We start from the raw sequence: 16,718 nt of genomic DNA on the forward strand, positions 1-16,718 counted from the left end.
CCCGGAAGCGTTTTGCGCTTCCGGGCTTTTTTTATTTATGCCGCAGCCTGTTGTGGTTCCGATACCGTCCGATCCTTGCTCAACAGCCCCAACACCACGGCTGCCGACGCCAGGGTGATGAGCGTCAGGATGTGCAGCAGGTACTGGAACGCCGAAGCGTAGCCTTGCACCAGACGTTCATTGGCCAACCCTGGAATCGTGTTGATTGCGTGAGCCATGTCGCCCGTCGTCACCCGGTGCGCGGTTTCGGCAATCAATGCAACGTCGGCGCTGCCGGCCACCGATTGCAGATCGGTATGCAGCAGCGAGGCAAGCATCGCCGCCACGCTGGCCAATGCAATCCCCTCACCCGCCACCCGCACCGTGTTGAAGATCCCGGCCGCCATGCCGGCGCGCTCTTTCGGCACCACGCTGACCGACAGTCCGTCCATCAAGCCCCACGGCAAACCTGCGCCGATCCCGATCAACACCATCGGCATCACCAACGCGAATTTCGATTCGCCGACGTTGTACAGACTCAGCCAGTGCAGGCCCACGGCGGCAATCAAAAAGCCTACGCCTGACAAAACACCGGCCGAGACAAAACGGGTCATGGACGCCGCAAGCATCGGCACCACCAGCATCGGCGCCGACAGCGCCAGCAACAGCAGGCCGGCGTCGATTTCACTCAAGCCTTCGACACCGATAAACCGCAGCGGCAGCATGACCACCAGCACGATGTAGCAATAGCAGGTGCCGATCGGCAGCATCTGCACCCCGATGAAGCGCGGAAAACGGAACAGGGTCAGATCGAGCATCGGGCGTTTGACGCGCATTTCGATGAGGACGAACAGCGCCAGCAACAACGCCGAAGCGCCCAACAGACCGGTCACCAACGGACTGCCCCAACCGCTTTCGGGTGCCTGGATCACACCGAACGTGAACAGCGCGAGCATCGAACTGAACGTCACGGTGCCTGGCCAGTCGAGACCGGTGGCGTCGGGGTCGCGGGTTTCACGCATGCGTGGCAGACCGAAGACCATCGCGATCACACCGATCAGCGCGGTGAAGACAAAGATCGCGCGCCAGCTGAACGCCTCGATCAACGCGCCTGCCACCAACGGCCCAAACGCGAGACCAATGCCAAACGTCGTACCGAGCATGCTGTAGGCACGAGTGCGCGCATGGCCTTCGAACTCCTGCGCCAGCGCTGCCGAACCACTGGCCAGCGCCGCCGCCCCGGCCACGCCCTGAATCGCCCGAAGCACATCCAGCCAGTACACCGAAGGCGCCAGGCTCTGGGCAATCGATGCCCCGGTGAACAGCAGCATGCCGGCGGTGAACAGGCGTTTGCGTCCATAGACATCAGCCAACGCCCCCGCCGCCATCAGCAGACTGCCGAACGACAACATGAACGCATTGGTGATCCAGGTCAGCGCCACTGGGCTACCGCCCAGGTCACGGCCAATGGCCGGCGTCGCCACTGCGCCACCGGTAAAACTTAACGGAAGGACCAGTGCCGACAGGCAAATGGCTGCGAGGATCAGCAGTTTGTCGCGGGCGCCATGGTATTGGGAGACGGTTTTCATGATTTCATCCAATGAAAAAAATCAGGCTGCGATCAACAGAGCGCAGCCTGTGATGGCTTCAACGGGGGTTGTGTCAGTCCTTGAAATCCGTGGACAGTGCCAGCTCATTCCACTGCGCCAACTCCTGCGTCACCAAGCGGTTCTTCGCCTCGATTCGCGCGACGGTGTCGCTGCCCAGCGGCAGCCGTTGCGGCGGGTTCGGTGCATTGACCAGCGCCAGCATGGCTTCGGCAAACTTCACCGGATCGCCCGGCTGCGCATGATTGGCGGCTTCGGCGAAAGTACGCATCTTGCCCACGGTTTCGTCGTAGTCCGGCAATACCAGCGCGGTCTTGACCAGCGATTGTTCGTCGAGGAAATCCGTGCGGAAGAAACCCGGTTCGACCACCGTGACATTTATGCCCAGTGGCGCCAGTTCCTGATGCAGCGCTTCGCTGATGCCTTCCACCGCGAACTTGGTCGAGCCGTAGACACCCCAACCCATGTAGGCCTGATAACCGCCAATCGATGAGATGTTGATGACCCGTCCGCTGCGCCGGGCGCGCATGTGCGGCAGCACGGCGCGAGTGACGTTGAGCAAGCCGAAGACGTTGGTGGCGAACAGGCGCTCGGTTTCGCTGGCGCTGGTTTCTTCGACGGCGCCCAATACGCCGAAGCCTGCATTGTTGATCAGCACATCGATGCGGCCGAAACGCTTGATCCCTTCTGCCACCGCCTGGTGGGCCTCGTCTTCACGGGTGACGTCCAGACGCAGCGCCAGCAGGTTCGGGTGCTCGCCGAGACGATCCGTGATGTCCTGCGGTTTGCGCGCGGTGGCAATCACCGCATCACCGGCACGCAGGGCGCGTTCCGCGATGAGGGTGCCAAAACCACGGGAAGCTCCGGTAATCAGCCAGGTACGCATAGCAACTCCTCCTGTCAGTGACCCTGACGTTTTGCCGGGCCTTCTCGATGAGTTGATGCGACTTTAAAGCCGTGCTACTGATGCGATAATCCCAACAAAATTACATGGCTTTATGAAAGGTGCTCATCAATGAAAAGTCCGTCCACGGCGGATCTGTCGATCTTTCTGAGCATCGCCCAGCATCTGAACTTCAGTCGTGCGGCGATGGATCTGGGCCTGACACCTTCCGCACTGAGCCACTCGTTGCGGGCTCTGGAAAACCGACTTGGTGTGCGCCTGTTCAATCGCACCACCCGCAGCGTGGCGCTGACCGAGGCCGGCGAACGGCTTTACGCGCGGCTGAAACCGGCGTTTCGCGATATCGAAGATGCACTTGAAGACCTCAACCATTTTCGCGACAAACCTTCGGGCAACCTGCGCATCACCTCCGGGCGCCAGGCGTGCGAACTGGTGCTGCTGCCGATTGCCAGCGAGTTTCTGCAGGCCTACCCGGACATTCGTCTGGAAGTGGTCGAAAGTGACGCGCTGCTGGATATCGTTGCCGCCGGATTCGATGCCGGCGTACGTTTCGGCAATCGGCTGGAGGCTGACATGGTATCGCTGCCCATCGGGCCGAACCTTCGCTCCGTGGTGGTCGGCTCGCCGGCGTTTTTCCAGCGCCATCCCGCACCACAGAAACCGGAAGACCTGCATGCCCTGCCCTGCATCCGTCATCGGTTCCCGAGCGGTTCGATGTACCGCTGGGAGTTCGAATGCGGAGGCATTGAACAGGAAATCGAAGTCAACGGCCCGCTGACCCTGGGCGATGTCAGCCTGATGGTCGGCCCGGCGTTGCAAGGCCTGGGACTGGCCTATGTGTTCGAAGACATGGTCAGCGAACACCTCGCGGCCGGGCGTCTGGTGCAGGTGCTGGCGGACTGGTGCCCGTACTATCCCGGGCTGCACCTGTATTACCCGAGTCGGCGCCATGTACCGGCGCCGCTCAAGGCTTTCATCGACTTTGCCCGCAATGTTCGCGACGGCAAAACCGGGTAGTTACAGGTACTTCAACCAGGCGATGTCGCGGCGCCGGGCCTTCAGTGCGGAGAACCATCTCACTGCCGGGAACAACGCAATCGCCAGCACCATCGCCACCAGCCACACCGCCGCCACCGACGAAAAACCGAAATAGCTGCCCTGATTGAGCCCGACCAACGCCACGCCAATCAGGTACAGCACCTTCAGCGCATACAGGTGCAGCAGATAGAAAAACATCGGCGCCGAACCGAACACCGTCAGCCAGCGAATCCAGCGTCGCTCCTGCGAGCGCTCGAACACCAGCAACAGCAGCAGCCCGACGCTCACCGTCAGGGTGATGAACAACAGCGACGGCGGGTATTTGGTGATGTTGAAAAAGCTCATCAGGGTTTGCAGGCTGCTGTCATTGATCGACCACGGTTTTTCGCCGTAACCGTTGACCAGCCGCAGCGCCACAAAACCCAGCAGTCCGGCGATGCCACCGACCAACAAGTGGCGCTGGCGCACACCTGAATCGGCAGCGCGAGCGAACCACGGCCCCAGCGCATAACCCAGACCGATCACACCGATCCACGGCAGTAACGGGTATGAGGTGCGCAGGCGCAAGGTCTCGCCCGCCTCGATCCAGCCGCGGTCATGCAGGATCGCCCACGGCACATGAAGCGCCGACTCGGTTCCGAAGTGCACACCATCGAGCAGGTTGTGCCCGGCGATGATCGTCAGGCTCAGCGTCAACAGCAGCCAGCGTGGCAGCCAGACCAGCAGCGACAGCGCGATCATGCTCAGGCCGATGGCCCAGATCACTTGCAGGTAGATCACGGTCGGTGGCAACTGAAACGTCCAGGCGAAATTCACCAGGGTGAATTCGAGTACCACCAGGAACAGACCACGTTTGAACAGAAAGGCACTGACGTCAGCCTTGCCGTCGTATTTTTCCCCGAACAGCCACGCCGACAATCCGGTCAGCAACACGAACACCGGCGCGCACAGATGCGCCAGAGTGCGGCTGAAAAACAGCACCGGTTCCGTGCTGGCGATGTCCATCGGATCGGAAACCTGACGATGCAACAGAAAGGTTTCGCGCACGTGATCCAGCAACATGAACAGAATCACCAGGCCACGCAGCGCATCAATGGACAACAACCGGCCAGTCGCCGGCGGGACGTTTCGGGGAACAGCAAGGGTCATGAAGGTTTCGCAATCGAGTGAAGAGTTCGATCGGGCCGCATGTAAACAGCCCGGAAATTTGCGTTACCTTATAACACGAAAAATCGCTTCAATTGCCAACGGTTCTCAAGCAGAACGCAATCGCTCCAGCAGCACTTGCAACGGATGGCGCACCGTCCGGTCGGCCTGGCGCTTGACCTGGCTGCGGCAAGAATACCCGGTGGCCAGCGCTTCACCCTTCTCCATCGGCGCCTCGATCTGCTTCGCCCAGGACTGCTCGTAAATCACCGCCGAGGTCTCGCGATTGCGCGCTTCGTGGCCGTAGGTGCCGGACATCCCGCAGCAACCGGTGGCCTGGGTCGTCAGCTTCAAACCGACACGTTCGAACACTTGCTCCCATTGCCGGGTCGCGGCCGGGGCGTTGGTTTTTTCGGTGCAGTGCGCCAGCAGACGGAAGGCTTCCTCGCGGCGCTGATCGGCTTGCTCCGGAATGACCTTGAGCAGCCACTCCTGCACCAGCGCCACCTCCGGGCATTTTTCCATCCCCGGCACTTTCAGATATTCCTGGCGATAAACCAGCGTCATCGCCGGATCGAGCCCCACCAGCGGCACACCGATCTCGGCCAGTGCGCGCAGTTGCCCGGCATTGCGCAACGCCGCGCGATTGAACGCCGACAGGAAGCCCTGCACATGCAGCGGCTTGCCGTTGGCACTGAACGGCGCCAGATAAACCTGATAGCCCAGTCGCGAAATCAGCTCGATCAGATCCGCCAGCAATGGTGCTTCGAAATACCGGGTAAACGCGTCCTGCACCAGCACCACACTGCGCTCACGTTGTGCTTGAGTCAGTGTCGAAAGCACCTCGACCGACGCCGGCTGAACCTGCCAGCGGCGCATCGCCGCGTGGAAGTCGAAACGACTGAGCAACGGCACATCGACCATGCCGCCGAGACGCTCGATCAAACGACGGCTGAGCGAGGCGCCCATCAAACCGTTATAGAGAAACGGAATCCGCGCCATGTACGGAATCGTGTACTCCAGCGAAGCGATCAGATAATCCCGCGCCGGCCGCAGGTAACGGGTGTGGTACAGCTCGAGGAATCGCGAACGGAAGTCCGGCACGTTGACCTTCACCGGGCACTGCCCCGCACAGGACTTGCACGCCAGGCACCCAGCCATGGCGTCGTACACCTCATGGGAGAAATCCTTTTCCTGGGCGCGGCTGTTGCGCCAGCGCTGCAGCAACGTGCTGAAAAACGGCGGACGGCGGCTGGCATCGGACAACACATCGACACCCGCCTCGCCCTGCAGACGCAGCCATTCACGAATCAGCGAGGCGCGACCCTTGGGCGATTGCGCGCGCTGGCGGGTGGCTTTCCACGACGGGCACATGGCATCGTCGGGATCGAAGTTGTAGCAGGCGCCGTTGCCGTTGCAGTGCATGGCCGCGCCGTAGTCCTGCCAGACTTTTTCGTCGATCTGCCGATCGAGCTCACCGCGCAGGGTCACTTCGTCGATCTTCAGTAATGCAGCGCCAGGAACATTCGGTGTGGCGATCTTGCCCGGATTGAACTGGTTGAACGGATCGAACGCCGCCTTCAAGGCTTGCAGCGCCGGGTACAGCTCACCGAAGAAGGCCGGCGCGTATTCCGAGCGCAGGCCTTTGCCGTGCTCGCCCCACAACAGACCGCCGTAACGCTGGGTCAGCGCGGCGACGCCGTCCGAAACAGGGCGCACCAGTGCGGCTTGTTGCGGGTCCTTCATGTCGAGAATCGGCCGCACGTGCAGCACGCCGGCATCGACATGGCCGAACATGCCGTATTGCAGATTGTGGCTGTCGAGCAGTTCGCGCAGTTCGGCGATGTACTCGGCCAGGTGTTGCGGCGGCACGGCGGTGTCTTCGACAAACGGCTGCGGCCGCGCTTCACCGGCAACGTTGCCGAGCAAACCCACTGCGCGTTTGCGCATGCCGTAAACGCGATTCACCGCCGCATGCCCGACGGCCAGCGTGTGGCCCAGGCGCTCGACCGTGGCGTCGGTGCCCAAATGCTGGACGAACGCCTCGACCCGGCCTTGCAGCTCTTCGGGATCGTCACCGCAGAACTCCACCAGGTTGATTCCCAGCGTCGGCCGTTCGGCGCTTTCCGGGAAGTATTCGGCGACGCCGTGCCAGACAATGTCCTGCATCGCCAGCAACAGCACTTTGGAGTCCACGGTTTCGATCGACAACGGCTTGAGCGCCATCAGCGCACGGGCATCGCGCAACGCGTCCATGAAGCCGGCGTAGCGAATGTTCACCAGCATCGTGTGCTTGGGAATCGGTAAGACATTCAGCTTGGCCTCGACCACGAACCCCAGCGAACCTTCAGCGCCGCACAGCACGCTGTTGAGGTTGAAACGGTTGTCGGCTTCGCGCAGGTGCGCCAGGTCGTAGCCGGTCAGGCAGCGGTTGAGGTCGGGGAAGGTTTCCCGGATCAGCTCGCCCTGCTCATCGATGATCTGCCGCGCGCAGCGGTACACCTCGCCAGCCCGGCCCTCGCGGGCGCACTCTGCTGCCAGTTCGCTTTCTTCCAGTGGGCGACCGTGCAAGCGCTCGCCACCGCGCAGGACCATGTGCAGTTCCAGCACGTGGTCGCGGGTCTTGCCATAGGTGCAACTGCCCTGGCCGCTGGCATCAGTGTTGATCATGCCGCCGACGGTGGCGCGGTTCGACGTGGACAGCTCCGGAGCGAAAAACAGCCCGGCGGATTTCAGAGCGGCGTTCAGTTGATCCTTCACCACACCGGCCTGCACCCGCACCCAACGCTGTTCAACGTTGATTTCGAGAATGCGGTTCATGTGCCGCGACAGGTCGACGACGATGCCGTCGGTCAACGACTGACCATTGGTGCCGGTGCCACCGCCGCGAGGGGTGATCACGACTTTCTGGTACGCCGGCTCAGCGATCAGGCGTGCCAGCAACGCCACGTCGTCGGCGTCGCGCGGGAATACCGCCGCTTGCGGCAAGCGCTGGTAGATCGAGTTATCAGTGGCCAGCACCACGCGGCTGGCGTAGTCGGCACTGATTTCGCCGCGAAAACCGCTGGTTTCAAGGGCTTTGAGAAACTGTTGGTAATCGGTGTTCAACGCGGTGGAAGGCGACAGCTGGGCAATCATCGGGCGTGCAATCTCGGTCAAAAACGGGCCGTGTGGCGGTGAACAGTTGTGCGCAATGAATGATTGCGTCACGCTCCCGCCATCTCATAGGCCTTATGTTCATTGCAGAGCGATGCCGGGACAACCGTAAAATCGACCTGCAATCCATGACTAAAACGAATGAATCCGCGAACTCTTACTCCCTCGATGTCGTTGCTGCTGGCGTTTGAAGCCGCCGCACGCCATGAAAGCTATACCCGCGCCGCCCACGAACTGTCGCTGACCCAGAGTGCGGTCAGCCGTCAGGTGCAGATTCTGGAAAAGATGCTCGGCATGCGCCTGTTCAGCCGCGAGGGCCGGCGGGTGATCCTTACCGACGTCGGGCGCATGTACCAACGCGAGCTGTCCGAAGCCCTCGGCCAGATCCGTAGCGCAACGCTGCAGGCCATGGCGTTTGGCTCGGGGATTCACAGCCTGCGCCTGGCGACCCTGCCGACCTTCGGCTCGAAATGGCTGCTGCCCCGCCTGAAGGACTTTTACACGGCGCACCCGGGCATGACCGTGCACCTGCATTCGCGCATCGAAGCCATCGACTTCGACACCAGTGAAATCGACGCGGCGATTTGTGTCGGCGGCGGTGACTGGCCGGGACTGACCGCCCACCGCCTGCATACCGAAGAACTGGTAGTGATCGCCAGCGCGCAACTGTCCGATGCCGAACGGCGGGCGGCCGACAAGGATATCGCCGGGCAACTGCTGCTCAACGTCAGCAGCAATGCTCAGGCCTGGAGTGAATGGTTCAGCCATCACGCCCTGCCCCATCGCAGCATGCGCATCGGGCCGAGCTTCGAGATGACCTCGCACCTGATCCAGGCCGTGCGCGCCAATATCGGTATCGGACTGGTGCCGAGGATTCTGGTGGAGGATGAACTACACAGCGGTGAGCTGGTGCAACTGGGAGAACCCATCAGCAGTCGGCGCAGCTATTACCTGGTGTACCCGGCGCGCAATGAGTCGCTGGCGTCGTTGAAGGCGTTTCGGGATTGGCTGGTGCAGACGCTCTGAGTTGGCGAGCCTGAACCGGGGAGTTGGCAACCGGGGCGATTAATCGCCCCTTGTATCGGCTAACGCTTCAGCGGTGGCGGTGCCTTTGGCCCCTTGATCAATGGTTGCTCCAGCAACTTCCCGTCAGGTCCGACGAATAGGCGCTCCAAATGTTTCGGCATTGGTTGCGGTGCTCTGGCAGTCATGATGATTCCTCTGATGCTGGGCTGAACTCGACCCATTTAACCTTTGCGGAATCTATCAGCAAAAATTCGGCACCAATAGGATCCAATTTGCCATCGTCGTTGAGCCAGCGTGGAAACTTCATTAAAAACTGCCCGGTGTTCGACTCCGGTGGCCACTCGACTGGCCAGCCTAGAACGCGCCTTTCATCATCCAGATGAAGGGTGATGAATCGATCATATTGAGCGAAAGCGCAGAACCATTCACTGGGATAGGAAGATTGTTTCGTTACGTTTCTGCTGCGCAACCACCTATGCAATTTGCCATTGGTAGCCAGACAACAAGCGATCAACCCCAGCAGCAACGAAGTAGAAAATGCCCAGCACGCTTCAGCCTTGGCATCCCAGTTTCCTACAGAAAATCCCTTCTCTCCCACCCACACACAAACCGCCCCGATCCCCAACACCACCCCGTGAATCACAAACGTGAAAATCAACGCCTGCACAATCTGCCCGAACGTATCCGGCCGTTTGAAAGCCGTCAGGGTGTAGAAAATCCAGGTCGAGACAAACCCCGGGATCAGGTATTGCAACAGCGGAATCACGTCTTTCACCAGATCATCCATGATCGGTCGCTCCTTGAATCAAAAACCACCCCTCCAGAAACAGCAATGCCGGCCCGTAATGGGCCGGCATTCAAAGGCTAGCGCAAGCTGGAGAACCGTCTGCGATCAAGTGTCACCGCGCATTACGCATCCTGCAGAATCAGATCCGCGCCCTTCTCCGCCACCATCAGCACCGCCGCATGGGTGTTGCCCGACGTGACGTTGGGGAAGATCGACGCATCGACGATCCGCAAGCCCTCAAGGCCATGCACCTTGAGGCGCTTGTCGACCACCGAGTTCTGCTCATCCGCACCCATCGCGCAGGAACCGCACAGGTGATAGATCGAGCCGCAGTTGTCACGGAAGTACTGGAGCATCTGCTCGTCGGTTTCCACCGCTGGCCCCGGCAAGACTTCATCAACCGTGATGCCCTTCAGCGCCGGAGCGCCCATGATCTTGCGCATCAGGCGACTGCCCTGGATCACTTCGTCGATGTCCTTCTGCGTGCTCAGGTAGTTCGGGTCGATCAACGCCGCATCGCGAGGATTCTTCGAAGCAATCTCGATGTGCCCGCGACTGGTCGGGCGGCACGGGTTGAAGCACAGCAGAAAGCCTGAATACGGCTCGGGCTTGAGGCTGGCCTTGTTGTTTTTCGGAATCTGGTACGACAGCGGGTTGAAATACAGCTGCAGGTTCGGATGGCTCTGTTCCGAGTTGCCCCGGAAGAATCCGCCGGCCTGATTGACGCTCATCGCCAGCGCACCCTTGCGGGTCAGCAGGTATTTCACGCCGAGCTTGAACTGGCCGAACAGCGAGCTCAGCTCATCGTTCAGGGTCGGGATATTGGCCTTGTAGTAGTAGCTGACGCACAGGTGATCCTGCAGGTTCTGCCCCACCGCCGGCAGGTGTTTGACCAGCGGAATCTGATGCTTGGCCAGCAGGGCGCGATCCGCCACACCGGACAGTTGCAGGATCTTCGGCGTGTCGACAGCGCCGGCGCACAGGATCACTTCCTTGCGTGCCGTGAAGGTCCGCACCACACCATGTTGGGTGATGGAAATACCGGTGGCACGCTGCTGACTTTTATCGAACAGAACACGGTCGACCAGCGCGTAGTGCTCGACTGTCAGGTTCGGCCGGCTCAATGCCGGGTGCAGATGGGCGAAGCTGCTGGAGCTGCGCTGGCCATTGCGGGTGTTGACGTCGTAGATGCCCGCGCCTTCGAATTTCGGCCCGTTGAAATCGTCGCTGCGCGGGTAGCCGAGTTCATCGCAACCCTTGAGGAACACGTCGCAGATCGGGTGGGTCTGGCCGGCCATCGGGGTGATGCTGATCGGGCCGCTACCGCCGTGGTATTCGCTGTCGCCCAGTGGGTGGTTTTCCAGTTTTCGGAAGTACGGCAGCACATCCTTGAAGCCCCAGCCGTCGTTGCCGTTGGCCGCCCAGTCGTTGAAATCATGAGCCTGACCACGCACGTAGATCATCGCGTTGATCGAGCCCGAACCGCCCTGGACCTTGCCGCGCGGGGCGTAGATTTCGCGATTGCCCAACTGCTTCTGTGGCTGGCTGTAGTACATCCAGTTGAAGGTCGGGTTGTAATACATTTTGGCGAAGCCGACCGGGATCTTGAACCACAGGGAACTGTCCTTGCCGCCCGCCTCCAGCAGCAACACCGTGTATTGGCCCGAGGCCGAAAGCCGGTTGGCCAGCACGCAGCCAGCGGCGCCTGCGCCAGCGATGATGTAGTCGTATGTCATGCACGGTTACCGCGTAAGTCTTTTTATCGAACCCGCCCGTTACCGGGCGGGGAAATCCCGTCAGCCCTTGGCCGGCGATGTGTCTTTGACGTCGGCCGGGGTCGGGGCCATCTGCAAGTGCAGGCGTTCGCCGGTGTACGGCGAATGCTTGCGCACCACGTCCATGTTCAGCTCCACGCCCAGACCCGGCTCGGTGGACGGGATGATGTAGCCGTCCTCCCACTGCAACGGCTTTTTCAGGACCTCGGCGTGGAAGCCGCCCCAGGTCTCGATGCTTTCCTGGATCAGGAAGTTCGGCGTGCAGGCCGCGAGCTGGAAACTCGCCGCCGCGCCAATCGGCCCGTTGTACAGATGCGGGGCGATTTGCGCGTAATAGGCTTCGGCCATGCTGGCGATCTTCTTGCCTTCGAGCAGGCCGCCGCAGCGCGCCACGTTCATCTGCAGAATCGACGCACCGCCGGCCTGCAACAGCTTGAAGAACTCGTACTTGGTGGTCAGGCGCTCGCCGGTGGCAATCGGAATGCTGGTCTTGGCGGCGACTTGCGCCATGGCCTCTTCCTGGCCCGGCGGCACCGGTTCTTCGAACCACAGCGGGTCGTACTTTTCCAGGCGTTTGGCCAGGCGAATCGCCGAAGACGGCACCATTTGCCCGTGAGTGCCGAACAGCAGGTCGCACTTGTTGCCCACCGCTTCGCGGATCTTGCGGCAGAAGGTTTCGCAGCGCTCCAGCACTTCCAGCGAAATCTGATGCCCGGAGTACGCGGTGTACGGCCCGGCCGGGTCGAACTTCACGGCGGTGAAGCCTTTGTTCATGTTCTCGATGGCGCACTCGGCGGCCAGGTCCGGGTCGTCGTAGTCGTATTCGCCACGGCTGTTGACCGGGTACAGATAGGTGTAGGAACGCAGGCGTTCGTGAACCTTGCCGCCGAGCAGTTCATAGACCGGTTTGTTCGCAGCTTTACCGATGATGTCCCAGCAAGCCATTTCCAGACCGCTGACCACGCCCATCATGGTCAGGTCGGGACGTTGGGTGAAACCGCTCGAATAGGCCTGACGGAAGAAACGTTCGATGTGGTGCGGATCCTGATTCAACAGGTAGCGTTCGAACACGTCTTCGATGATCGGCAGCATGGCTTTGGGGCCGAAGGTGGCGGCGTAGATCTCGCCGACGCCTTCGATGCCGCAGCCGGTCTTGAGCTTGACGAACAGCCAGTACATGCCGCCGATGTGCGGTGGCGGTACGGCGACGATATGGGTTTCAAGGGCGACGATTTTCATCTCAGGCACCTGTCTTGTTCAAAGAGGTCTTGTTCAAGGATTTGCGATTGATCCGGGCACGCAGGGTCACGGCAGCCAGAGTGCCGATCAGACCGATAGTGGCGATGTAGCCGAAATAGAGCTTGTAGCCGAGGGCGCCGGGGAAATGCTCAGTGAGGTAGCCGTTGATCAACGGGATAAACGCATCCGGCATGTAACCGACCACCGAGACGATGCCGATGGCCAGTCCGGTAATGCGCAGCGGAATGTTGCAGCTGTCGAGGATCGCCCAGTACAGACCGCGAATCGCGTAGGTCATCAGGCCGATGAAAATCACTGTCGCGATCAGCAGCCCCATGTTGTTGAGTGCCGGGAACACGATCAGGCCGACGATTGCCAGACTCGCCAGCAACAGCGCAACGATCAGCACCGAGATGTTCGAAAACTTGTCTCCCAACCAACCGCCGCCGATGCCGCCGATCGGGCGCATCCACAGTTTGATCGTGGTGATGGTGCCGGCCATGACGGCGGTCAGGCCGCTGCCTTGCAGGTAGTCCGAGAAACTGTAGGTGGCCCAGAAGATGTGATAACCGCAGAACACGATCGCGGTGACCAGCCACAGTTCAGGGATCTTAACCAGCGTCGCCAGATCAGTGAGCAGGTTGAACTTGCCCTTCTCCACCGGCGGCGTGTCTTCCATCGACTTCGGGTCCTTGATCAGCACCAGCACACAGCCGATGGCAATACAGGTGAAGGCGTAGAGATAAACCACATGACGGAAACCCTCAGCGGTGGACTCGCCACGGGTTTCAGTGGCGAAGGCGAACAACGCCAGCGCAACTGTTGCCAGCAGCGCTTCAACCAGCCCGCGACCGCCATCGAGGATGCCGAAGAAACGGCCCTGCTCGGTGTGATGGGCAATCATCTTCACCCGCTTGAGCACCGAGGCCCAGAACGTCAGGCCGGTGGTCAGCCCCCAACAACCGAAGATGATCATCAACCCGGTCATTGAAGGCGCGGTCGAGTACCACAGGCCCAGCGCACCGGTTGCCACCAGCGAGAAAAAGATCAGGAAACGCGGCGCGATACGGTCGGCCAGCCAGCCGCTCGGCAAGTAGCTGAGCAGGAAAATCGTCCCCAGCATCGAGTACAGATAACCCAGCTCGCTGTGGCTGATCTGGAACACCTCGAGCATGGTGGTCTGGTAGACCTGACGCAGGTACAGAATCGGGTAGATCGCACCGGCGGCGAGCACCAGCAACATCAGTTGGAAATAGCGACTTCCCTTGTCGCTGCGGATTTTCGAAGCCGAATCGGAACCCTGAACAGCGGCAGCAGAGGATGCATGCTTGGACATTGAAATGACCTCGGGCGACCCGTGCTCCGGGCGCCCCTGATAATTGTTTTTATAGGAGAGGAGCAGATTCAAGCGGCAAGCTACAAGCGGCAAGCTGACCGCAGTGCACTTGCTTGCGGCTTGAAGCTTGCAGCTCGTAGCTGCCCCTCTAGTACTTCATGACCACGAGACGGGTCTGGGTGAATTCGAGCATGCCGTGCTTGCCGTCATCGCCTCCCAGGCCCGAGCGTTTCCAGCCGGCGTGGTAGCCCTGGTACGGATCGGCCGGGGTGCGATTGACGTACAACTCGCCGGCTTCGATGGCATTGGCGACTTTCTGCGCGGTGCGGTAGTTCTCGGTGTAGAGCACCGACGACAGACCGAACTGGTGGTCGTTGGCCATGGCCAGCGCTTCGTCGATGTCGCGGTACTTGAGCACCGGCAGCACCGGGCCGAAGATTTCTTCCTGGACGATTTCCATGTCCTGGCGGCAGCCGCTCAGCAGCGTTGGCGGATAAAAGTGTCCCGGACCTTCCGGCAGCACGCCGCCACTTTCGAGAACAGCGCCATCGGCAATCGCGCGTTCGACCATCGCGTGAATGTTCTTCTGCGAACTGGCGTTGACCAGCGGGCCCATCAGGCTGGCATCCGTGGCGCGGTCGCCGAACTTCACGGCGGCGATTTTCGCTTTCAGTAGCGCGAGGAAACGGTCGTAAACGCTTTCCTGCACGTAGACCCGCTCCACCGCCGTGCACAACTGGCCGCAATGGGTGGTCTTGGAGGCGATGATCGCGCGCGCGGCCGCTTCAAGATCGGCGTCGGCCTCGATGATTGCCGGGGTCTTGCCGCCCAGTTCCAGCGACGGCTTGGCGATGTTGGCCTTGCAATAGTCGAGGACGATGCGCCCGGCGTTGACGCTGCCGGTCAGGGTGATCAGGCCCACGGCTTTATGGGTGCAAACCGCTGCGGCGGTGGCGTGATCCATGGTCAGGATGTTGATCACACCGGCCGGCATGCCCGATTGCTCCACGGCTTTGGCGATTTCGAACGCCGACGTCGGGGTGTTGTTGCTCGGGCGCACCACCACGGTATTGCCGGCAATCAGCGCCGGAGCGATTTTGCGCAGCAAGGTGTAGACCGGGTAGTTGAACGGAATCAGGCACGCGACGACGCCAATCGGCTCGCGGTGCAGGAACAGGTTTTCGTCGGGGCTGTCGCTGGGAATGATCTCGCCTTCGATGCGGCGCGCCCATTCGGCGTGGTAACGGGTGATCTGCGCGGCATAACGGGCTTCGTTGCTGGCGTCGCTCAGGCTTTTGCCGGACTCGGCAGCCAGGGCGGCGCCGATGGCTTCGGCGCGATCTTCAAGGGCCGCCGCAAACGCTCGCAGGTGCTCGGCGCGCTCGATGCTGGTGAGTTTGCCCCAGGTCTTTTGCGCCTTGGCGGCGGCGTCGACTGCCGTCGTGGCTTCTTCGGCAGTGGCGGCCGACACCTGGCCGATCAACGCTTCGGTGGCCGGGTTGTAGACCGCGATCAGCGCCGCGCTGGCCGGCTCGATGAAGTGGCCGTTAACAAAATTTCGCTCGACTCGCATGTGCATCGCCCATCGTTTGTTTTTATCGATGGCGCCAGTCTTGTCATCGACAGCGGGTTCAACAAACGATTTATCCGGCGATCAAACATTCGAAAAAGGCACGTTACTCAGAAAATCGCCTTCGAAGGCTCAAGTTGGCGCTGCGCCAGCCAGATCTCTTCCTGCAGCCACTGACTGAACGCCTGCAATTGCGGCATCTGCGTCTGTTCCGGGCGGGTCACCAGCCAGTAGGACTGGTGCCCTTCCACATGCACGTTGTGCACCTGGGTCAACTGCCCGCTGGCCAGCTCCGAGGCGACCATGTGCCAGTCGGCAATGGCGATCCCCAGACCATCGACAGCCGCTTGAATCGCCAGGTCCAGCAGGTCGAATTCATAGCCGCCCTGGGTATCGACGCCCGTGATCCGCGCTGCGTCGAGCCAGTGTTTCCAGGTCAGGTAGCGCTGATCCTCCCGGGCCAGCACATGCAGCAGGGTCAGGCGATTGAGGTCGATGCCCTGATCGCCGCCCTCCCGCGCATACAGGGTCGGCGCGCACACGGCGATATGTCGTTCCTGAATCAGCAGCGAACTGTCGAGCCCGTCCCACTCGCCGTCGCCAAAACGGATCGCGCAATCAAGGGTGCTGGTTTCCGCGAGGCTGTCCTGCAAACGGGTGGTGATGCTCAGTTCCAGCTCCGGATGCTGCTCGCGCAAGCGCCCGAGGCGCGGCATCAACCAGCGGCTGGTGAAGGTCGGCGGCGCATTGATGTGCAGGCGATTGGCGTGGGTCTTCTGCTGGATGCTGCGCACTGTCAGCTCGATCTTGTCGAACGACTGATGCAGCGCCCGCAGCAGAATCTTGCCGGCACCCGTCAGTTCGAGATGGTGATGACGGCGTTCCAGCAGACTCTCGCCGAGCTGCTCTTCCAACTGCCGCACCTGACGGCTGACCGCGCTCTGGGTGACGTTGAGCAACTCGGCGGCGCGGGTGAAGCTGCCGGTGCTGCCGGCCACTTCGAATGCTTTGAGCGCATTCAGGCCGGGCATTTTGCGTTTCATACAAGGCACTCGAAAACCACTGACAAGACGCAAAGCATCCCACGACACCGGCGAATTGTCCTACAGGATTTTCCGAGTAACATGCATTCGATGCAGGTTTCCCTGACGTTTT

General features: G+C 61.0%; 12 protein-coding genes. 2 read left to right on the top strand and 10 right to left on the bottom strand.

Annotated features, from left to right (window positions below; translation table 11 throughout):
- Positions 1–35: 35 nt before the first annotated feature.
- Both R1A29_RS16015 and R1A29_RS16020 read right to left on the bottom strand, forming a co-directional pair.
- Positions 36–1,568, bottom strand: a complete 1,533-nt coding sequence (locus R1A29_RS16015; RefSeq protein WP_438298871.1) for an MFS transporter — start codon at positions 1,566–1,568, stop codon at positions 36–38.
- 73 nt (positions 1,569–1,641) lie between these two features.
- The gene (locus R1A29_RS16020; protein WP_438298872.1) at positions 1,642–2,472 is read right to left on the bottom strand and encodes an oxidoreductase; all 831 of its coding nucleotides are present in this window, start codon (positions 2,470–2,472) and stop codon (positions 1,642–1,644) included.
- A 129-nt stretch (positions 2,473–2,601) separates the two neighbouring features.
- Here R1A29_RS16020 and R1A29_RS16025 point away from each other — a divergent pair, with 129 nt between their 5' ends.
- Positions 2,602–3,507 carry a LysR family transcriptional regulator gene (locus R1A29_RS16025; protein ID WP_438298873.1) on the top strand — a complete coding sequence of 302 codons (906 nt, stop codon included), beginning with the start codon at positions 2,602–2,604 and terminating at the stop codon, positions 3,505–3,507.
- Here the strand turns inward: R1A29_RS16025 and R1A29_RS16030 are convergent, their stop codons facing one another.
- Positions 3,508–4,677, bottom strand: a complete 1,170-nt coding sequence (locus tag R1A29_RS16030; protein ID WP_438298874.1) for a DUF1624 domain-containing protein — start codon at positions 4,675–4,677, stop codon at positions 3,508–3,510.
- 105 nt (positions 4,678–4,782) lie between these two features.
- A complete protein-coding gene (gene ydiJ, locus R1A29_RS16035; protein WP_438302055.1) occupies positions 4,783–7,812 on the bottom strand; it encodes a D-2-hydroxyglutarate dehydrogenase YdiJ in 3,030 nt (1,009 codons plus the stop codon).
- 159 nt (positions 7,813–7,971) lie between these two features.
- Here ydiJ and R1A29_RS16040 point away from each other — a divergent pair, with 159 nt between their 5' ends.
- Complete coding sequence (locus R1A29_RS16040; RefSeq protein WP_423203685.1) at positions 7,972–8,856, top strand: LysR substrate-binding domain-containing protein; 885 nt, start codon at positions 7,972–7,974, stop codon at positions 8,854–8,856.
- A gap of 181 nt (positions 8,857–9,037) precedes the next feature.
- Here R1A29_RS16040 and R1A29_RS16045 read toward each other — a convergent pair whose 3' ends face one another.
- From R1A29_RS16045 to R1A29_RS16070, 6 genes are all read right to left on the bottom strand, one after another.
- Positions 9,038–9,643 carry a DUF6338 family protein gene (locus R1A29_RS16045; protein ID WP_438298875.1) on the bottom strand — a complete coding sequence of 202 codons (606 nt, stop codon included), beginning with the start codon at positions 9,641–9,643 and terminating at the stop codon, positions 9,038–9,040.
- Between the two features lie 122 nt (positions 9,644–9,765).
- Positions 9,766–11,379: a GMC family oxidoreductase gene (locus tag R1A29_RS16050; protein ID WP_438298876.1), complete on the bottom strand. Its 1,614-nt coding sequence runs from the start codon at positions 11,377–11,379 to the stop codon at positions 9,766–9,768.
- Between the two features lie 60 nt (positions 11,380–11,439).
- A complete protein-coding gene (locus tag R1A29_RS16055; RefSeq protein ID WP_438298877.1) occupies positions 11,440–12,657 on the bottom strand; it encodes a mandelate racemase/muconate lactonizing enzyme family protein in 1,218 nt (405 codons plus the stop codon).
- Position 12,658: 1 nt separating this feature from the next.
- Complete coding sequence (locus R1A29_RS16060) at positions 12,659–13,993, bottom strand: MFS transporter (RefSeq protein WP_438298878.1); 1,335 nt, start codon at positions 13,991–13,993, stop codon at positions 12,659–12,661.
- Positions 13,994–14,141: 148 nt separating this feature from the next.
- On the bottom strand, positions 14,142–15,566 hold the full coding sequence (gene aldA, locus R1A29_RS16065) for an aldehyde dehydrogenase (protein ID WP_438302056.1): 1,425 nt from the start codon (positions 15,564–15,566) through the stop codon (positions 14,142–14,144).
- A gap of 107 nt (positions 15,567–15,673) precedes the next feature.
- Positions 15,674–16,606 (bottom strand): LysR substrate-binding domain-containing protein, encoded by a 933-nt coding sequence (locus tag R1A29_RS16070; RefSeq protein WP_438298879.1) that lies wholly within the window; start codon positions 16,604–16,606, stop codon positions 15,674–15,676.
- Between the last annotated feature and the right edge of the window lie 112 nt (positions 16,607–16,718).

Source organism: Pseudomonas sp. NMS19W (assembly GCF_051554255.1).
GTDB classification, from domain to species: Bacteria; Pseudomonadota; Gammaproteobacteria; order Pseudomonadales; family Pseudomonadaceae; genus Aquipseudomonas; species Aquipseudomonas kribbensis.